The sequence below is a fragment of the Streptomyces ficellus genome (assembly GCF_030406405.1).
Lineage (GTDB): Bacteria > Actinomycetota > Actinomycetes > Streptomycetales > Streptomycetaceae > Streptomyces > Streptomyces ficellus_B.
This window is the reverse complement of record NZ_JAUEPL010000004.1, coordinates 83,259-97,103: the sequence shown is the minus strand read 5'-3', so window position 1 is coordinate 97,103 and position 13,845 is coordinate 83,259. Positions and strand designations below refer to the sequence as shown.

Below are 13,845 nucleotides of genomic sequence, written 5' to 3'. Positions count from 1 at the left end.
TTGGTCTTTGCGTCGGTCTTCTCGTGCTGGATTCCTGGATGCCCTAGATTCCGGTGTTCCTCGGCCTCTTGCCGGTCTGCTTCGGCATGGCCAGCTGGATCTCCTCGCGGAGGTCCTCGATCTTCGAGTAGCCCGCGTACTGCCCGGTGAGCCGGTACATCTCACGCAGCCGGTCCCAGGTGCGGTGGGAGGAGGTCTCGCCCATCGACATCAGGGCGAGCCTGGCGTACCGGTCGGCCTGTTCGGGGTCGTCCGCGATGAAACAGGCCGACGCCATGGACAGGAAGTCGAAGATCTTCGAGCGCTGGGTGGCCTCGGTGCGCAGGGCGAGCGCCTTCTGCGCGAAGTGCTGGGCCTGCCTGGCGGCCGCCGGTTCGTGCTCGGCCAGGGTGCGGTAGGCCAGGGCCTGCATCCCGTACAGATCCTCCTTCCTGAAGGTCTGCATCCAGCTCGGCAGTGGCACATCCCTCTTGTCCGACACGAAGAGCTCCTCCGCCTCGCCCAGGGTGCGCCGCATCGCCTGGCCGCGGCCCATGGCCGCCTGCGCCCAGGCCTCGATGGTGTGCAGCATGGCCTGCGTACGGGGCAGGATCTCCTCGCCCGAGCCAGACCGGGCGAGCTTCATCAGGTCGAGGGCCTCGTCGGGCCGGCCCAGGTGGACCATCTGGCGGGCGGCGCGGGAGAGGGCCTCCCCGGCGCGGGGCCGGTCCCCGCCCTCGCGGGCCGCGTGGGCGGCGATGACGAAATATTTCTGGGCGGTGGGCTCCAGGCCCACGTCGTGGGACATCCACCCGGCCAGGACCGCCAGGTTGGCGGCGACACCCCACAGGCGGCGCTGGAGGTGGTCGGGGTGGCGGTAGGCGAGCATGCCGCCCACCTCGTTGAGCTGGCCGACGACGGCCTTGCGCTGGAGCCCGCCGCCACGGGCGGCGTCCCAGGCGCGGAAGACTTCGACGGAGCGCTCCAGCGCCTCGATCTCCTGCGACCCGATGGGGGCGGCCTCGTAGCGGTCGAACCCGGCGGGATCGGCGTGCAGGGGATCGTCGAGGCGCGGAGCGTCGGCGGCGAGAGCGGGGTCGGTGTGGAGCCAGTCGTGCATGGCGCTGGTGAGTGCGGAGCCTGCGGCGAGCGCGGCGCCCGCGCCCACCAAGCCGCGTCGGTTGAGCATGAGGTCCATTCCCGTGAATTCGGTGAGGACCGCGGCCGTACGCTCGGGCGCCCAGGGCAGCCCGTCAGGGTTGTCGGTTTTCCTGACGTCCCGCCGCTTCCCGGCGCGCCCGTGCCGTACGAACCCGAGGTCCTCGATGGTCACGACACGGCCGAGTCGCTCGGTGAACAGAGCTGCCAGCACTCGTGGCACGGGATCGCGCGGGGTCTCCCCCATGTCGATCCAGCGCCGTACCCGCGAGGTGTCGGTCGCCAGCTGCGGATGGCCCATGGCCGCCGCCTGCCGGTTCACGAGTCTTGCGAGTTCGCCCTTGGACCAGCCGGCCAGGCCGAACAGGTCTGCAAGGCGGGTGTTGGGTTGTCCGGTCACAACAAGCCCCCAGGTTCTCGGCTGAGTTGACAGTAACCCGCTGTCATAGGGCTGGCGACTATTCGCCAGGGTTCGCCAGGGTCCGCCAGATGGTGTGCCACCCGCGCCCGGGTGTCAGGTAGGAAAGCGCCACCCCGTTCCGGCAACCGGCCCTCATTCCCCAGGGTGTCGGCCGGTTGCCGGGACGGGGCAGCGTACGTAACTCGTCGGCACACGAAGGGATCTGTCTCGCCCATGTACACAGCATCGTCCTCCGTGTCCGCCCCGCCCCGGCCGCAAGCACGCACCGTCCCGGCCGGCAGCGGACCGTACCTGGATCCCGCGCAGGCGGGCCGGGCGCGGCGCTGGGCGGGGGCGGTGGCCGGACCGCTCAGCGGGAGAATCGACTTGTCCGGTCCCCAGGGCGCTCAGCTGCGGAAGGCGATCGCTTCGGTCCACCGGATCTGCCCGGAGTTCAACCCGGTGCAGGTGATGCGGCGCAGTGGCCGCTCGGTCCTGCTCGTCGGATCGACCGGGCGCGCCACCGCGGTCGCCAAGTGTTTACTGGACCACTCCCCCGCGTGGGTCGAGCGGTTGCGGCACGAGATCGCCGCGTACCGCACCTTCGTACGGCACCGCCCGCCGGTGCGCGTGCCGCGGCTGATCGCCGCCGATCCCGACAACTGCACGCTGGTGATCGAGCGGATGCCCGGCCGGGCGGCGGCCCTCACGCGGCACCCGGTGGAGGCGCCGCCCCGTGCCGATGTGCGGGCCGCGCTCGGCGCGATCGCCCGGCTCAACGGGTGGCGGCCGCCCGCCGGGACGTTCGACGCCCCGCTGGACTACGGGTCACGGATCTCCCGCTACCACGAGCTCGGCCTCTTCACCGACCGGGACCGCGACGACCTGCAGAAGCTGCTGCGGGGCCTGGCGCACGCGGGCGGGCGGCAGGGCATGGGGCAGTTCTGCCACGGTGACGCCCTGCTCTCCAACATCCTGCTGTCGCCGACCGGTCCGGTCCTCGTCGACTGGGAGCACGCCGGCTGGTACCTGCCGGGGTACGACCTCGCGACGCTGTGGGCGGTGCTGGGCGACGCGCCGGCGGCCCGGCGCCACATCAGCCAGTTGGCCCAGTCGGCGGGGCCGGCGGCGCGGGACGCGTTCCTGGTGAACCTGATGCTGGTGCTGACCCGCGAGATCCGCAACTACGAGACCGCCGTGCAGCGCACGATACGCGAGGCTCCGCCGGCCGGTTCGGTGCCGGCCCAGCCCGGTGCGGTGTCGACCGGGGAGGAACAGCGGCTGCTGCTGAGGCGGCTGCACGATGACTGCGCACTGGCACGGCGGGCCGTGCGCGCGGCGGTCGGCACGCGCTGACCGCCCCACGAGGGGGAAGTGCGCTGTGCGCCCGGTGCCGACACACCGGACGCACAGCGCACTGTCGGTTTCACGGGACCGTTACGGGGGCCGTACGGGGGCGCTGCGGTGGCCGTTGCGGTGGCCGTTGCGGGCGGCCGGGTTTATCGACCACAGGGCAGGCAACGCGGTCACATGTCCCGCTGCCACGCGGGAGATGCGAAAACCTATGGGAGGTCGAGAATGGGAATCATCGCGTGGATCATCATCGGTCTGCTCGCCGGGGCCATCGCGAAGGCGCTGATGCCGGGCAGGGACCCGGGCGGCATCCTGGTGACCATGCTGATCGGCATCGTCGGCGGCCTCCTCGGTGGCTGGCTGGGCAAGGTCATCTTCGGCGTGCAGTCGATAGACGGCTTCTTCGACCTGTCCACCTGGATCGCCGCGATCGTCGGATCGGTGATCGTTCTCGCCCTCTACCGGCTCTTCACGGGGCGGGGGCACCGGGCGCACGCCTGACCCTCGGCGCCCGGCGTGAACGAGGACGCGGGCTTCGCGGGAGTACGAGAAGAAAGGCCGTCGACATGAGCGTTCCCGGCGCGAGAGCCCTTCCGGCTGCCGGGGCTGTGATGCCCTCATGACCCTGTCGCAGATCCCGGACGTGGCGTCGCTCAAGGCGTTCATCGAGCGGGAGATCGCGACACTGCGGGCGGAGGTCCGCCGCCAGGCGGAGACGGCCGGAACCGCGGAGCCCTCGCCGGGCCGTACCCCTGGCGAGGGCTCGGTCGTGCCGTCACCGGAAGCCGGGGGCGCCACCCGGGCCGCGCAGTGCCCGTGCGGCCAGGGCAGCGGCGCTCCGCACACGTGCGTCGACGCGGGTGAAGGGCACGACCCGTGGAGGTGCCTGTGCGCCGCGCTGCCGGCCATTCCCGTCTCGGCCGCGCTGCTGACCCCCGTACGGGACGCGTCCGGCGAGATCACCGACTTCATCATCCGCGCCGGCAACCACATCCGTTCGGTCGAGTGGCTGGTCTCACCGGACCAGCAGGTGGGCCAGGCGTTCTTCGGCCAGGCCCGCCAGGGGGCCGCCGCCAGCGGGCTGCTGGCCGCGCTGAAGAAGGTCATGGCGACCGGACGGTCCCTGAACGGCCTCGTCGTGGACTACACCGAGGAGCGGTACGGCAGGCTCCGGCGCGTACAGCTCGTGCATTACGCGTCGTCGTGCGGCGACCGGGTGCTGACGACCTGGCGTCCGGTACGCAGTCAGGCCGAGCTCCTGACCATCGACGCGCAGCACCTGGCGTCCATGGGGTGGGGCCGCTGGGACCTGCTGTCCGGGGCGGTCACCTGGTCGGAGGGGCTTCAGCGGATCTTCCGCGCGGACCCCGCGCTGCCCTGGTCCCTGCTGGAACTGTGCGACGCGCTGGTGTCGGCGGACGTGGGGCCGTTCGGCGAGTTCATCTCCTCGGTACTGGCCGGTGAGGAACCCGCCTGGACGCGGATCCGGTTCCTGGTGCTGGGCGAGATCCGTACGCTCGACCTGCTGGGCCGCCCGGTCGCGGGCACGGACGGCCGGCCCTGGGCGCTGCAGATCGTGGCCCGTGACCTCACTCCCCAGATGCGCAGCCGCCGGCGGCTGGTGGAGAAGCAGGTGGAGACCGAGCAGCTGCGGCAGCAGGCCGCGGCGGAGCGGCACGTGGCCTCGGCGTTGCGCGAGGCGCTGCTGCCGACGTACTCGGAGGGGCTGGCGGAGCTGGGCCTGACCGTGGCGGCTGCCTACCTGCCCGCCGAGCCGGACGCCGCGGTGGGCGGTGACTGGTACAAGTGCCGGCCGCTGCCGAGCGGCGACCGGGCCCTGATCGCCATCGGGGACGCGAGCGGGCACGGCTTGGAGGCGGTCGCCCGGATGGCCCAGCAGCGTCACGCGGTGGCGGGACTGGCGCAGACGGGTGCCAGCGCCGGGGACATCACCACCTGGCTCAACGAGCTGGTGAGCAGCGACCCCACCGCTTCGACGGCCACGATGGCGGTGGGCCACATCGGTGGGGACCGGGTCTTCCGGTGGACGTGCGCCGGTCACCCGGCGCCACTGCTGCTGCGCGGCGGTCACGCGTTCGCCCTGCCGACGGAACACCGCGGGCCACTGCTGGGGGCGCTGCCCGGCCATGCGTACGAGACCGCGGACTTCCCGCTGGAGCGGGGCGATGTGCTGCTGTTCTACACGGACGGGGTGGTCGAGCGGCGCGGCCAGGACATCTCTGAGGGCATCAACGCGCTGACGGCCTCACTGAGGGCGAGCGCGGGCCTGCCACCGCAGCGGATCGTCGACCGGCTCACCGAGGAGTACCAGCGCGGCACCCATGACGACGACGCGTGTCTGCTGGCCGTCCGCGTCGACTGAGCGATCGGGCGTGATGGGTGTGCGGGCGTGATGGGTGTGCGGGCGTGATCGGTGTGCGGGCGTGATGGGTGTGCGGGCGTGATGGGTGTGCTCCGGTGACGTGCCGGAGGCCGGCGTCGCGCGTGGGCCTTACGCCCGGGGGTGCGACCGCCGGGCACTGGCGTTCATATGACTAATCCTGCCTTTGGCGTAGGGCCCAGCGGCAGGGGTAGAGAGTGGCGCGGTACGCCCACCCTCGTGGAAAGGCCCTGCGCGCATGGCACAGCCCTTCACCCTGCCGGATTTCTATGTGCCGTATCCGGCACGCCTCAATCCCCATGTCGAGACGGCGCGCTCCCACACCAAGGGCTGGGCGCGCCGGATGGGGATGCTGGAGGGCTCCGGGATCTGGGAGGAGCGCGACCTCGACTCCCATGACTACGCCCTGCTGTGCGCGTACACCCATCCGGACTGCGACGCCGAAGCGCTGTCCCTGGTCACCGACTGGTACGTGTGGGTGTTCTTCTTCGACGACCACTTCCTGGAGGTGTTCAAGCGCACCCAGGACCTGGCCGGCGGCAAGGCCTACCTGGAGCGGATGCCGGCGTTCATGCCGATGGACCTGGCCCAGGGCATCCCCGAGCCGGCCAACCCGGTGGAGGCCGGGCTCGCCGACCTGTGGACCCGGACCGTGCCGAGCATGTCACCGGCCTGGCGGGCCCGGTTCGCGGAGGCCACTGAGCACCTGCTCAACGAGTCCCTGTGGGAGCTCGCCAACATCAACGAGGGGCGCATCGCCAACCCCGTCGAGTACATCGAGATGCGCCGCAAGGTGGGCGGCGCGCCGTGGTCGGCGGGGCTGGTGGAGTACGCGGCGAGCGCCGAGGTTCCGGAGGCGGTGGCGGACTCCCGGCCGCTGCGGGTACTGCGGGACGCGTTCGCCGACGCCGTGCATCTGCGCAACGACCTCTTCTCGTACCAGCGGGAGGTCGAGGACGAGGGCGAGAACAGCAATGGCGTCCTGGTGCTGGAGAGGTTCCTCGGCTGTACGACGCAGGAGGCGGCCGAGGCGGTCAACGATCTGCTGACCTCGCGGTTGCAGCAGTTCGAGAACACGGCGCTCACCGAGGTGCCGGGGCTGTGCCTGGAGAAGGGCCTGAGCCCCGAGGAGTGCGCCTCGGTCGCGGCGTACACCAAGGGGCTCCAGGACTGGCAGTCCGGAGGCCACGAATGGCACCTGCGCTCCAGCCGCTACATGAACGAAGGTGCGGGCGGGGGCCGTTCACTGTTCAGTGGGGTCCTGGGCACCTCGGCGCTGGACATCCGGACGTTGTTCGGACGCCCGGCCGCCGCGCGGGTGCGCGGCCTCACCCATGTGCCGCACCAGCGCGTCGGCCCGTCGCTGCTGCCGGAGTTCGACCTGCCGTACCCGCTGACGCTCAGCCCGCACCACGAGGAGGCCCGCGCCCGGTCCCTCGCCTGGGCGGCCCGGATGGGGCTGCTCGGCGACATCTGGGACGAGCCGATGCTGGCCGGGTTCGACTTCGCGCTGTGCTCGGCCGGGCTCGACCCGGACGCCACCGTCGAGGAGCTGGAGCTCAGCGCCGAGTGGCTGACCTGGGGGACGTACGGAGACGACTACTACCCGCTCGCGTTCGGCCGGCCGCGCGACCTCGCCGGGGCGAAGGCCGCCACCGAGCGCCTCAAGGCCTGCATGCCCGTGGACGACCCGGCGGCCGGGGCGGCGGGTGCGGTGAGCCCGATGGAGCGGGCCCTCGCCGATCTCTGGGCACGCACCGCGGGGCCGATGGGCGCCGGGGCGCGGGCGTCGCTGCGGCGGGCGATGGACGTCATGCTGGAGAGCTGGCTGTGGGAACTGCACAACATGGCCCAGCACCGCGTGCCCGATCCGGTCGACTACATCGAGATGCGGCGCCTCACGTTCGGCTCCGACCTCACGATGAGCCTGGCGCGGCTGCGGCACGAGCACGGCCTTCCGCCGGAGATCTTCCGGAGCGGGACGGTGCGCGCCCTGGAGAACTCCGCGGCGGACTACGCCGCGCTGCTCAATGACCTCATCTCGTACCAGAAGGAGATCGAGGTCGAGGGCGAGTTGCACAACGGTGTACTGGTGGTGCAGACCTTCTTCAACTGCGACTATCCGACCGGCGTGGCGATCATCGACGATCTGATGCGGAGCCGGCTGCGTCAGTTCGAGCACATCAAGCGCCATGAACTGCCCGTGCTGTGCGAGGAGTTCGGGCTGGAGGAGAAGGGCAGGGCGGCGCTGGACGCGTATGTGCGGGAGCTGGAGGACTGGCTCGCCGGCATCCTCAACTGGCACCGCAACGTACGCCGCTACCGGGACGAGGACGTCCGCTCGGGCGCGGGTACGGCGGCGCTGCGCGGCGGGGACGTGGCGGGAGCCGCCGGTTCGGCGGGCGGAGGTCCGGCGGGGGCGGGCTCGGTGGGGTCGGCTGTGGCCCACAGGGGCCCGGTGGGGACCGGGCTGCCGACCGGGCCGGTGGGGTTGGGGACCTCGGCGGCCCGGGTGACGGAGCTGTTCACGTCCCGGTAGGGGTCAGGAAGGGCGGACGCCGCGGAGCTGGTCCAGTTCGCGGCGTTCGCGCTTGGTGGGGCGGCCGGTGCCGCGGTCGCGGACGCCGGCCAGTGCGATGTGCTCCCGGGGCGGCGGGGGCGGGCTGTTGTCGACGTACGCCTCGGCGGCGACCGGCGCGCCGACCCGCTTGGCGATCACCCGCTTCACCTCCACGATGCGCTCGCGGCCCGCGTGGAACAGCCGTACCTCGTCGCCCGGTTTGACGGGCTGGGCCGGTTTGGCCCGCTCGCCGTTGACCCGGACGTGCCCGGCCCGGCACGCGGAGGCGGCCTGCGAGCGCGTCTTGGTGAGCCGTACCGCCCAGATCCAGCTGTCGACGCGTGCGGTCGCCTGCGGGTTGTGCTCGTCCGCCGCCATGGTGGCTCAGCCCTGCTGGAAGAGTTCCGCGGGCAGCGGCTTGAGCAGCGCGTAGAGGTCGTCCGTGATCGGCCGGTCCCAGCTCGCGATGGTGACCAGCACATTGTCGCTGCGGTCGAACTGCACGCAGGAGATCCGGCTCTCGGACAACTTCAGGCGGCGCACGATGAGCAGGTTGTCGCCCTGCATCACCGGCACCTCCTCGGTCTCCACCACCTCGACCGGCTCGTCGTTCTCCAGCGCGGCGAGGAGCTGGGCGACCTCGAACGGGATCTGGCCCTCCGCGAGCTCGCGGGCCGGCGATCCTTCGGGCAGGTTGCCGATGATCATCGCGGGGCCCCGGCCGCCGAACAGGTCGTACCGGAGGAAGACGCCCTGGCAGGTGCCGTCGGGGGCGGGGAGCAGACCGGCGCCGAGATTGCCGGGCCAGTCGCCCGGGTCCATGGCCAGGACGTCGAAGTCCGGGCCGGCGGGTGTGGCGGCGCTGCGGCGGCGGAGGAAGGACATACCGCCATGGTACGTGCCCGGGCCGGTCGAACGGCGCCCGGGCCCGCGCGCCCGAGCCGCCGGAACGGCGCCCGCGACGCCCCGCGCCAAGGCCAGGGTGCACCGCTTCGGGCGACACCGGGCGGCGCGTGCGGTGCGTGCGGTGCGTACGGCGCGTAGGGCGCGTACGGGCGCGGGGTCAGGCGGAGCGCTCGGCCAGGTGCCGCAGCGCCGTGAGGGCCTCGCCGGCGCGCGCGTGGTCGACGAAGAGGTGATCGTGGTGGAAACCCGCCACGACATTGCAGCTCAGACCCGCCTCGGCGAGCTCCCGGGAGACCGCAGCGGTCAGCCCCACGGCGTCGAGGGCCGAGTGGACGCGCAGAGTGATCCAGCCGGCCACGTAGTCGTACGGGAGCGAGGCCGCGTCCGCCTCCTCCTGCCGTACCACCAGGGTGAGGCCCTCGGACTCGGTGACGGTGACGACGGGGTGCAGTCCGGGCGGCACGACGGCACCGTCGATGGTGGCGAACACGTAGCGCCCGGGGTTGAGCTCCGGCCGCATGGTGGCCAGCAACCGGGTCAGGTCACGCTCTGGAGTCATGATCAGCACCCTAGCGCCGGGTACCGGGCGTTGCTCGGGCGTTGACGTACGCCGCGGCCTGCCGGTCGCGGTGGTGACCGGCAGGCCCGTCGGCGACGAGCCCCGCGTACGCGCCCTGAAGCGGCCGGGCCGGGGGCTGCCGTGGGTCAGGTGAGGTCGAACTCCCCTTCCCTGGCGTTGAGTACGAAGGCACGCCACTCGGCCGGGGTGAAGATCAGCGACGGACTCTCCGGACGGCCGCCGTTGCGCATCGCGATGAATCCCTCGACGAAGGCGATCTGGACGTCACCCCGCCCGTGACTGCCCGATTGCCAGTCCGCTTTGCTGAGGTCGAGGTCCGGCTTGTTCCAGCCCGCGAGCTGCTGCTGGGCGGTGATGCTGTTGGCCACGTGCCTGCTCCTCCCGGTTCGTCGTCCGCGCTCAGACTAGCCATCGGGGCCGGTCGCGGACAGGGCGCGCCGGGCGCTGCGGATGCGGGCGGTGGTCCGCGCCGGTGGCTGCTGCCGGTGGATGGGAATCCTGAGGGCTCGGCTCCTCGGAACCGCGCCCGGAGGACCCCCTCGGGTCTCCTGAGGGGGAGCCCCTGGGGGGCCGGCCTGAACGGCCCCATCCCGACCGCCGCCGTCTGCGGGGCGTCGCGGGGCTTGTTCCGCCGCCGGACGCCGTCTGCCGGCGTCCTGCGCTGCGGGAGGCCGCCGGTGCGGGGCGCCGGGGGGCGGGGTGCGGCGCGCGGGTCGGCGCGATCAGTCGCGTACCGGGGCGTTGAGGAACGCGGCGACGGTGCGGGTGAAGGCGCCCGGGTCGTCCCGCCACGGATAGTGCGCCGCGCCGGGTTGCACGGCCGGCCGCCCGTGGGGGAAGAGCGCGGCCAGCTCGGCGGCGCGGGCGGGCGTGGGGCCGCCGTCGTACTCGCCCGCGAGGACGAGCACGGGTGCGGTGACCGTGGCGAGGGCGGTACGCGTGGCGTCGGGGTCGCCGAGGGCGCCGTTCGCGTAGTAGAGGCGCGCCGGGGCCCCGTCGCTCGCGGCGTGCGCCTGCGCGTCGCGCCCGTCCGGGTCGGTCGCCTTGATGCCGACGGCGCGGGTGCCGCCGGTGACGAGGACGAGGCCGGCGAGGCGCTGGGGGTGCGCGGCGGCGTAGAGGACGGCGAGGGTGGCGCCCGCGGAGTGGCCGAGGAGGTCGATCCGCGCCAGGCCGAGGTGCTCGCGCAGGGCCTCGACGTCGGCGATCTGCCGGTCGCAGCGGTACGTGGCCGGGTCGGCCGGCTCCCGGGAGTCGCCGGTGCCGCGCGGGTCCAGCAGGATCAGGCGGCGGTGCGCCGTCAGGCCGCCCAGGGCGCCGAGGTAGGCGGAGGCACGCAGGGGGCCGCCGGGCAGGCAGAGGAGTGGGGTGCCCTCTCCGCGTACGTGGTAGGCGAGTTGGGTCCCGTCGCATGCGCTGAACGTCGGCATGGCCGCGATCCTCACAGCGGCCGCTGGTCCCGGCAAGGGAGAAAGTGGCGTCCGGCCCCTTGCCATCGGGCGGGCGAGTTGACTTAGCTGATCCCGAAGATCTCGACCGAATGATCGGTCGCCCGGTTTGGGGCGTGTTGAGGACGGACGGGAGAGCGGCGGATGACGGATGTGCTCGGCGCCGGGGAGCGGCTCGGCCGTGAGGAGCTCGGGGCGTTGCAGCTCGAACGCCTGCGGGCCACCTTGCACCACGCGTACGAGAACGTGGCGTTCTACCGGCAGGCGTTCGACACGGCGGGGCTGCGCCCCGAGGACTGCCGTACGCTCGCCGATCTCGCCCGCTTTCCGTTCACCACCAAGGCCGATCTGCGCGACAACTACCCGTTCGGGATGTTCGCGGTCGAGCAGTCGCGGGTACGGCGGGTCCACGCGTCGAGCGGGACGACCGGACGGCCCACCGTCGTCGGGTACACCGACCGTGACCTGGACACCTGGGCGGACGTGGTGGCACGGTCGATCCGCGCGGCGGGCGGGCGTCCCGGCCACACCGTGCATGTGGCGTACGGGTACGGGCTGTTCACCGGCGGACTCGGGGCGCATTACGGGGCCGAGCGGCTGGGGTGCACGGTCGTGCCGGCGTCCGGTGGCATGACGGCGCGTCAGGTCCAGCTGATCCAGGACTTCCGGCCCGACATCATCATGGTGACGCCGTCGTACATGCTGACGCTGCTCGACGAGTTCGAGCGGCAGGGTGTCGATCCCCGGTCGACCTCGCTGAAGGTGGGCATCTTCGGCGCGGAGCCGTGGACGGAGGAGATGCGGCGGGAGATCGAGGAACGGTTCGCCATCGACGCGGTGGACATATACGGGCTGTCGGAGGTCATGGGCCCGGGCGTCGCGCAGGAGTGCGTGGAAGCCAAGGGCGGCCTGCACGTCTGGGAGGACCACTTCTATCCGGAGGTCGTGGATCCGTTCACGGGCGAGGTGCTGCCGGACGGGGAGCGCGGCGAGCTGGTGTTCACCTCGCTCACCAAGGAGGCGATGCCGGTGATCCGGTACCGCACGCGGGACCTGACGCGGCTGCTGCCCGGGACGGCGCGGACCTTCCGGCGGATGGAGAAGGTCACGGGGCGCAGCGACGACATGGTGATCCTGCGGGGTGTGAACCTCTTCCCCACGCAGATCGAGGAGATCGTGCTCCGTACGCCGGGACTCGCCCCGCACTTCCAGCTCCGGCTCACCCGCGAGGGCCGGCTGGACGCCCTGACCGTGCGCGCCGAGGCGCGGCCGGACGCGACCGGCGAGGTACGCGCAGAGGCGGCGCGCGCGGTGGCGGCGGCCGTGAAGGACGGCATCGGGGTATCGGTGGCCGTCGAGGTGGTCGACCCCGAGACACTGGAGCGGTCGGTCGGCAAGCTCAAGCGCATCGTGGACCTGCGCCCCGCGCCGTAACGCGAAAACGCGTGGACAGTGCCCTGCTACGACCGGCATCGTCCGGGCTCATGAACACGCACGGAATGCTGGCCCTGGCGCCGCAGTACACCACGACGGGCGAGTTGCTCGCCGCTGCGGCGGAGCGCCGGGGCATGCGGGTCGAGGTGCTTCCCGCCCACGGCAGCGCGGCCGCGGTGCCGGCGGGGCGGGAGTGCCACTACTACGGTGGCCCCCTGTTCGCGGCCGGGGTCGTGGACGACCTCGCGGTCGCGCTGCTGGAACCGGCCGACGGCTGGCTCGCCACGCTTCCGTTCGCGTACACGCGCCGGCGCGTCGCCGAGGTCACGCTGGGTGACGCGCGTCGGCTGACCCGGCCGGCTTTCGTCAAGCCGCCCAGCGACAAGAGCTTTCCGGCCGCCGTGTACGCCGACGGGGGCCGGCTGCCCGGAGACCCGGACCTGCCGTCGGACACGCCGGTGCTGGTCAGCGACGTGGTGACGTGGGAGGCGGAGTTCCGGCTGTTCGTGCTGGACGGCCGGGTCCTTACGGGGTCGCAGTACGCGGCCTTCGGCCGGCTCGACGCGGTACCGCTCGACGGTCACCGCCACCGGGACGCGGCCTTGGACTTCGCGGCGGACCTCCTCGGCGCGTGCGGCGACACGCTGCCCAGCGCGGTCGTGGTGGACGTGGGACTGCTGACGGCCCCCGAGGCCGGAGCACCGGAGGGGTGGGCCGTGGTGGAGGCCAACATGGCCTGGTTCAGCAACTGTTACGCCGCCGACCCGGACCGTGCCCTGGACGTCGTCCTGCGCTCCGCCGGGCCTCGGGGGTGGCTGGCTGGGCGGGACCGGGGGTTCTGGCGCGGGTGAGGGGCGGCAGGGCGGGGGTCAGTGGGGTTCGGTGGGGAGGGGGGCGTGGAGCCAGGGGGCCGGGCCCGTTCCTTGCGTCCAGGCGTCGAGCGCCGAGCGGTCGACGCAGAGGATGCCGCACTGGGCGGCGTACTCGGCAGCCGGTTCGGTGAATTCGCTGGCGGTCACCACGGCGGCGACCTGGGCGTCGTGCACGGCGAAGCAGGTGCCGCCGAAGCGCTGCACGTCCTGGGAGCCGACCTTGTGGTCGGGACCGTACGCCTTGCACTGGATGACGACCCGCCGCCCGTCCGGGGCGGTGGCCACGACGTCCGCGCCCAGGTCGCCCGCGCCGCCGACGACCTCGACGCCCAGGCAGCCGTCCCGGACGCACAGCGCCGCGACGGAGTGCTCGAAGGTGTCCGGATCCATGGCCGCGTAGTCCTGGCACGCGGCCGCCCCGGCGGGGTCCACCACGAGCGCCGGTTCCCGCTCCGGATCGGCGACGCGGTCGGCCCGCCCGGCGCGCCGGCGGCCGGCGTGGGCCAGGGCCGCCGCCACGATCAGGGCGCCCGCCAGGGCCAGCGCGGCGGCGGGCACGTCGGAGGCGTCGCCGACCGCGGCCCGGGCCGTCACTCCCGTACCGCACAGGACGATGGCCACCAGCCCGAAGCCCAGCGCGAGGTCGCGCAGGCTGAAGGCGCGGCGGCGGTCGCCGGGGCGGGTGCGAGGGGCGGGGCGCGGCTTGCGGCCGGGTATCGCCATCTGCGGGGTTTCCCTTCTGGTGGCACCGGAA

General features: G+C 72.7%; 13 protein-coding genes and 1 pseudogene. 7 read left to right on the top strand and 7 right to left on the bottom strand.

Annotated elements, in window-relative coordinates:
- Positions 1-43: 43 nt before the first annotated feature.
- Positions 44-1,537, bottom strand: coding sequence for a DNA-binding protein NsdB (locus tag QWM81_RS04330; RefSeq protein ID WP_290110140.1), 1,494 nt, complete (start codon positions 1,535-1,537; stop codon positions 44-46).
- Between the two features lie 234 nt (positions 1,538-1,771).
- Here QWM81_RS04330 and QWM81_RS04325 point away from each other — a divergent pair, with 234 nt between their 5' ends.
- The 4 genes from QWM81_RS04325 to QWM81_RS04310 all read left to right on the top strand — a co-directional run bounded on the left by QWM81_RS04325 (position 1,772) and on the right by QWM81_RS04310 (position 7,830).
- The gene (locus QWM81_RS04325) at positions 1,772-2,893 is read left to right on the top strand and encodes an aminoglycoside phosphotransferase family protein (protein WP_290110139.1); all 1,122 of its coding nucleotides are present in this window, start codon (positions 1,772-1,774) and stop codon (positions 2,891-2,893) included.
- A 222-nt stretch (positions 2,894-3,115) separates the two neighbouring features.
- Complete coding sequence (locus tag QWM81_RS04320) at positions 3,116-3,391, top strand: GlsB/YeaQ/YmgE family stress response membrane protein (protein ID WP_290110138.1); 276 nt, start codon at positions 3,116-3,118, stop codon at positions 3,389-3,391.
- A 118-nt stretch (positions 3,392-3,509) separates the two neighbouring features.
- A complete protein-coding gene (locus tag QWM81_RS04315) occupies positions 3,510-5,273 on the top strand; it encodes a PP2C family protein-serine/threonine phosphatase (protein ID WP_290110137.1) in 1,764 nt (587 codons plus the stop codon).
- Positions 5,274-5,529: 256 nt separating this feature from the next.
- The gene (locus QWM81_RS04310) at positions 5,530-7,830 is read left to right on the top strand and encodes a terpene synthase family protein (protein ID WP_290110136.1); all 2,301 of its coding nucleotides are present in this window, start codon (positions 5,530-5,532) and stop codon (positions 7,828-7,830) included.
- A 3-nt stretch (positions 7,831-7,833) separates the two neighbouring features.
- Here the strand turns inward: QWM81_RS04310 and QWM81_RS04305 are convergent, their stop codons facing one another.
- The 3 genes from QWM81_RS04305 to QWM81_RS04295 form a co-directional block, all read right to left on the bottom strand.
- Positions 7,834-8,229 (bottom strand): RNA-binding S4 domain-containing protein, encoded by a 396-nt coding sequence (locus QWM81_RS04305; protein ID WP_290110135.1) that lies wholly within the window; start codon positions 8,227-8,229, stop codon positions 7,834-7,836.
- A gap of 6 nt (positions 8,230-8,235) precedes the next feature.
- Positions 8,236-8,736 (bottom strand): hypothetical protein, encoded by a 501-nt coding sequence (locus QWM81_RS04300; protein WP_290110134.1) that lies wholly within the window; start codon positions 8,734-8,736, stop codon positions 8,236-8,238.
- Between the two features lie 178 nt (positions 8,737-8,914).
- On the bottom strand, positions 8,915-9,316 hold the full coding sequence (locus QWM81_RS04295; RefSeq protein WP_290110133.1) for an ACT domain-containing protein: 402 nt from the start codon (positions 9,314-9,316) through the stop codon (positions 8,915-8,917).
- Between QWM81_RS04295 and QWM81_RS04290 the strand changes: the two genes are divergently transcribed.
- Positions 9,315-9,470, top strand: a complete 156-nt coding sequence (locus QWM81_RS04290) for a hypothetical protein (RefSeq protein WP_290110132.1) — start codon at positions 9,315-9,317, stop codon at positions 9,468-9,470. The genes QWM81_RS04295 and QWM81_RS04290 overlap by 2 nt on opposite strands.
- On the opposite strand, the gene QWM81_RS04285 is transcribed toward QWM81_RS04290, so the two are convergent.
- A complete protein-coding gene (locus QWM81_RS04285) occupies positions 9,463-9,705 on the bottom strand; it encodes a DUF397 domain-containing protein (protein WP_290110131.1) in 243 nt (80 codons plus the stop codon). The genes QWM81_RS04290 and QWM81_RS04285 overlap by 8 nt on opposite strands.
- A gap of 360 nt (positions 9,706-10,065) precedes the next feature.
- Positions 10,066-10,767: pseudogene (locus QWM81_RS04280) on the bottom strand (alpha/beta fold hydrolase); the annotation flags it as partial.
- Between the two features lie 162 nt (positions 10,768-10,929).
- Between QWM81_RS04280 and paaK the strand changes: the two are divergent.
- Both paaK and QWM81_RS04270 read left to right on the top strand, forming a co-directional pair.
- Complete coding sequence (gene paaK / locus QWM81_RS04275; RefSeq protein WP_290110129.1) at positions 10,930-12,219, top strand: phenylacetate--CoA ligase PaaK; 1,290 nt, start codon at positions 10,930-10,932, stop codon at positions 12,217-12,219.
- 50 nt (positions 12,220-12,269) lie between these two features.
- Entirely contained in the window at positions 12,270-13,070 is an 801-nt protein-coding gene (locus QWM81_RS04270) for an ATP-grasp domain-containing protein (protein WP_290110128.1), read from the top strand.
- Positions 13,071-13,088: 18 nt separating this feature from the next.
- Here the strand turns inward: QWM81_RS04270 and QWM81_RS04265 are convergent, their stop codons facing one another.
- A complete protein-coding gene (locus tag QWM81_RS04265) occupies positions 13,089-13,814 on the bottom strand; it encodes a restriction endonuclease (protein ID WP_290110127.1) in 726 nt (241 codons plus the stop codon).
- Positions 13,815-13,845 lie beyond the last annotated feature (31 nt).

What these genes read in the sequence shown, in the direction of transcription:
- QWM81_RS04325 (WP_290110139.1), top strand. Translation starts at nt 1,772, where the DNA reads ATGTACACAGCATCGTCCTCCGTGTCCGCCCCGCCCCGGCCGCAAGCA.
- QWM81_RS04320 (WP_290110138.1), top strand. Translation starts at nt 3,116, where the DNA reads ATGGGAATCATCGCGTGGATCATCATCGGTCTGCTCGCCGGGGCCATC.
- QWM81_RS04315 (WP_290110137.1), top strand. Translation starts at nt 3,510, where the DNA reads ATGACCCTGTCGCAGATCCCGGACGTGGCGTCGCTCAAGGCGTTCATC.
- QWM81_RS04310 (WP_290110136.1), top strand. Translation starts at nt 5,530, where the DNA reads ATGGCACAGCCCTTCACCCTGCCGGATTTCTATGTGCCGTATCCGGCA.
- QWM81_RS04305 (WP_290110135.1), bottom strand. Translation starts at nt 8,229, where the DNA reads ATGGCGGCGGACGAGCACAACCCGCAGGCGACCGCACGCGTCGACAGC.
- QWM81_RS04300 (WP_290110134.1), bottom strand. Translation starts at nt 8,736, where the DNA reads ATGTCCTTCCTCCGCCGCCGCAGCGCCGCCACACCCGCCGGCCCGGAC.
- QWM81_RS04290 (WP_290110132.1), top strand. Translation starts at nt 9,315, where the DNA reads ATGATCAGCACCCTAGCGCCGGGTACCGGGCGTTGCTCGGGCGTTGAC.
- QWM81_RS04295 (WP_290110133.1), bottom strand. Translation starts at nt 9,316, where the DNA reads ATGACTCCAGAGCGTGACCTGACCCGGTTGCTGGCCACCATGCGGCCG.
- paaK (WP_290110129.1), top strand. Translation starts at nt 10,930, where the DNA reads ATGACGGATGTGCTCGGCGCCGGGGAGCGGCTCGGCCGTGAGGAGCTC.
- QWM81_RS04270 (WP_290110128.1), top strand. Translation starts at nt 12,270, where the DNA reads ATGAACACGCACGGAATGCTGGCCCTGGCGCCGCAGTACACCACGACG.
- QWM81_RS04265 (WP_290110127.1), bottom strand. Translation starts at nt 13,814, where the DNA reads ATGGCGATACCCGGCCGCAAGCCGCGCCCCGCCCCTCGCACCCGCCCC.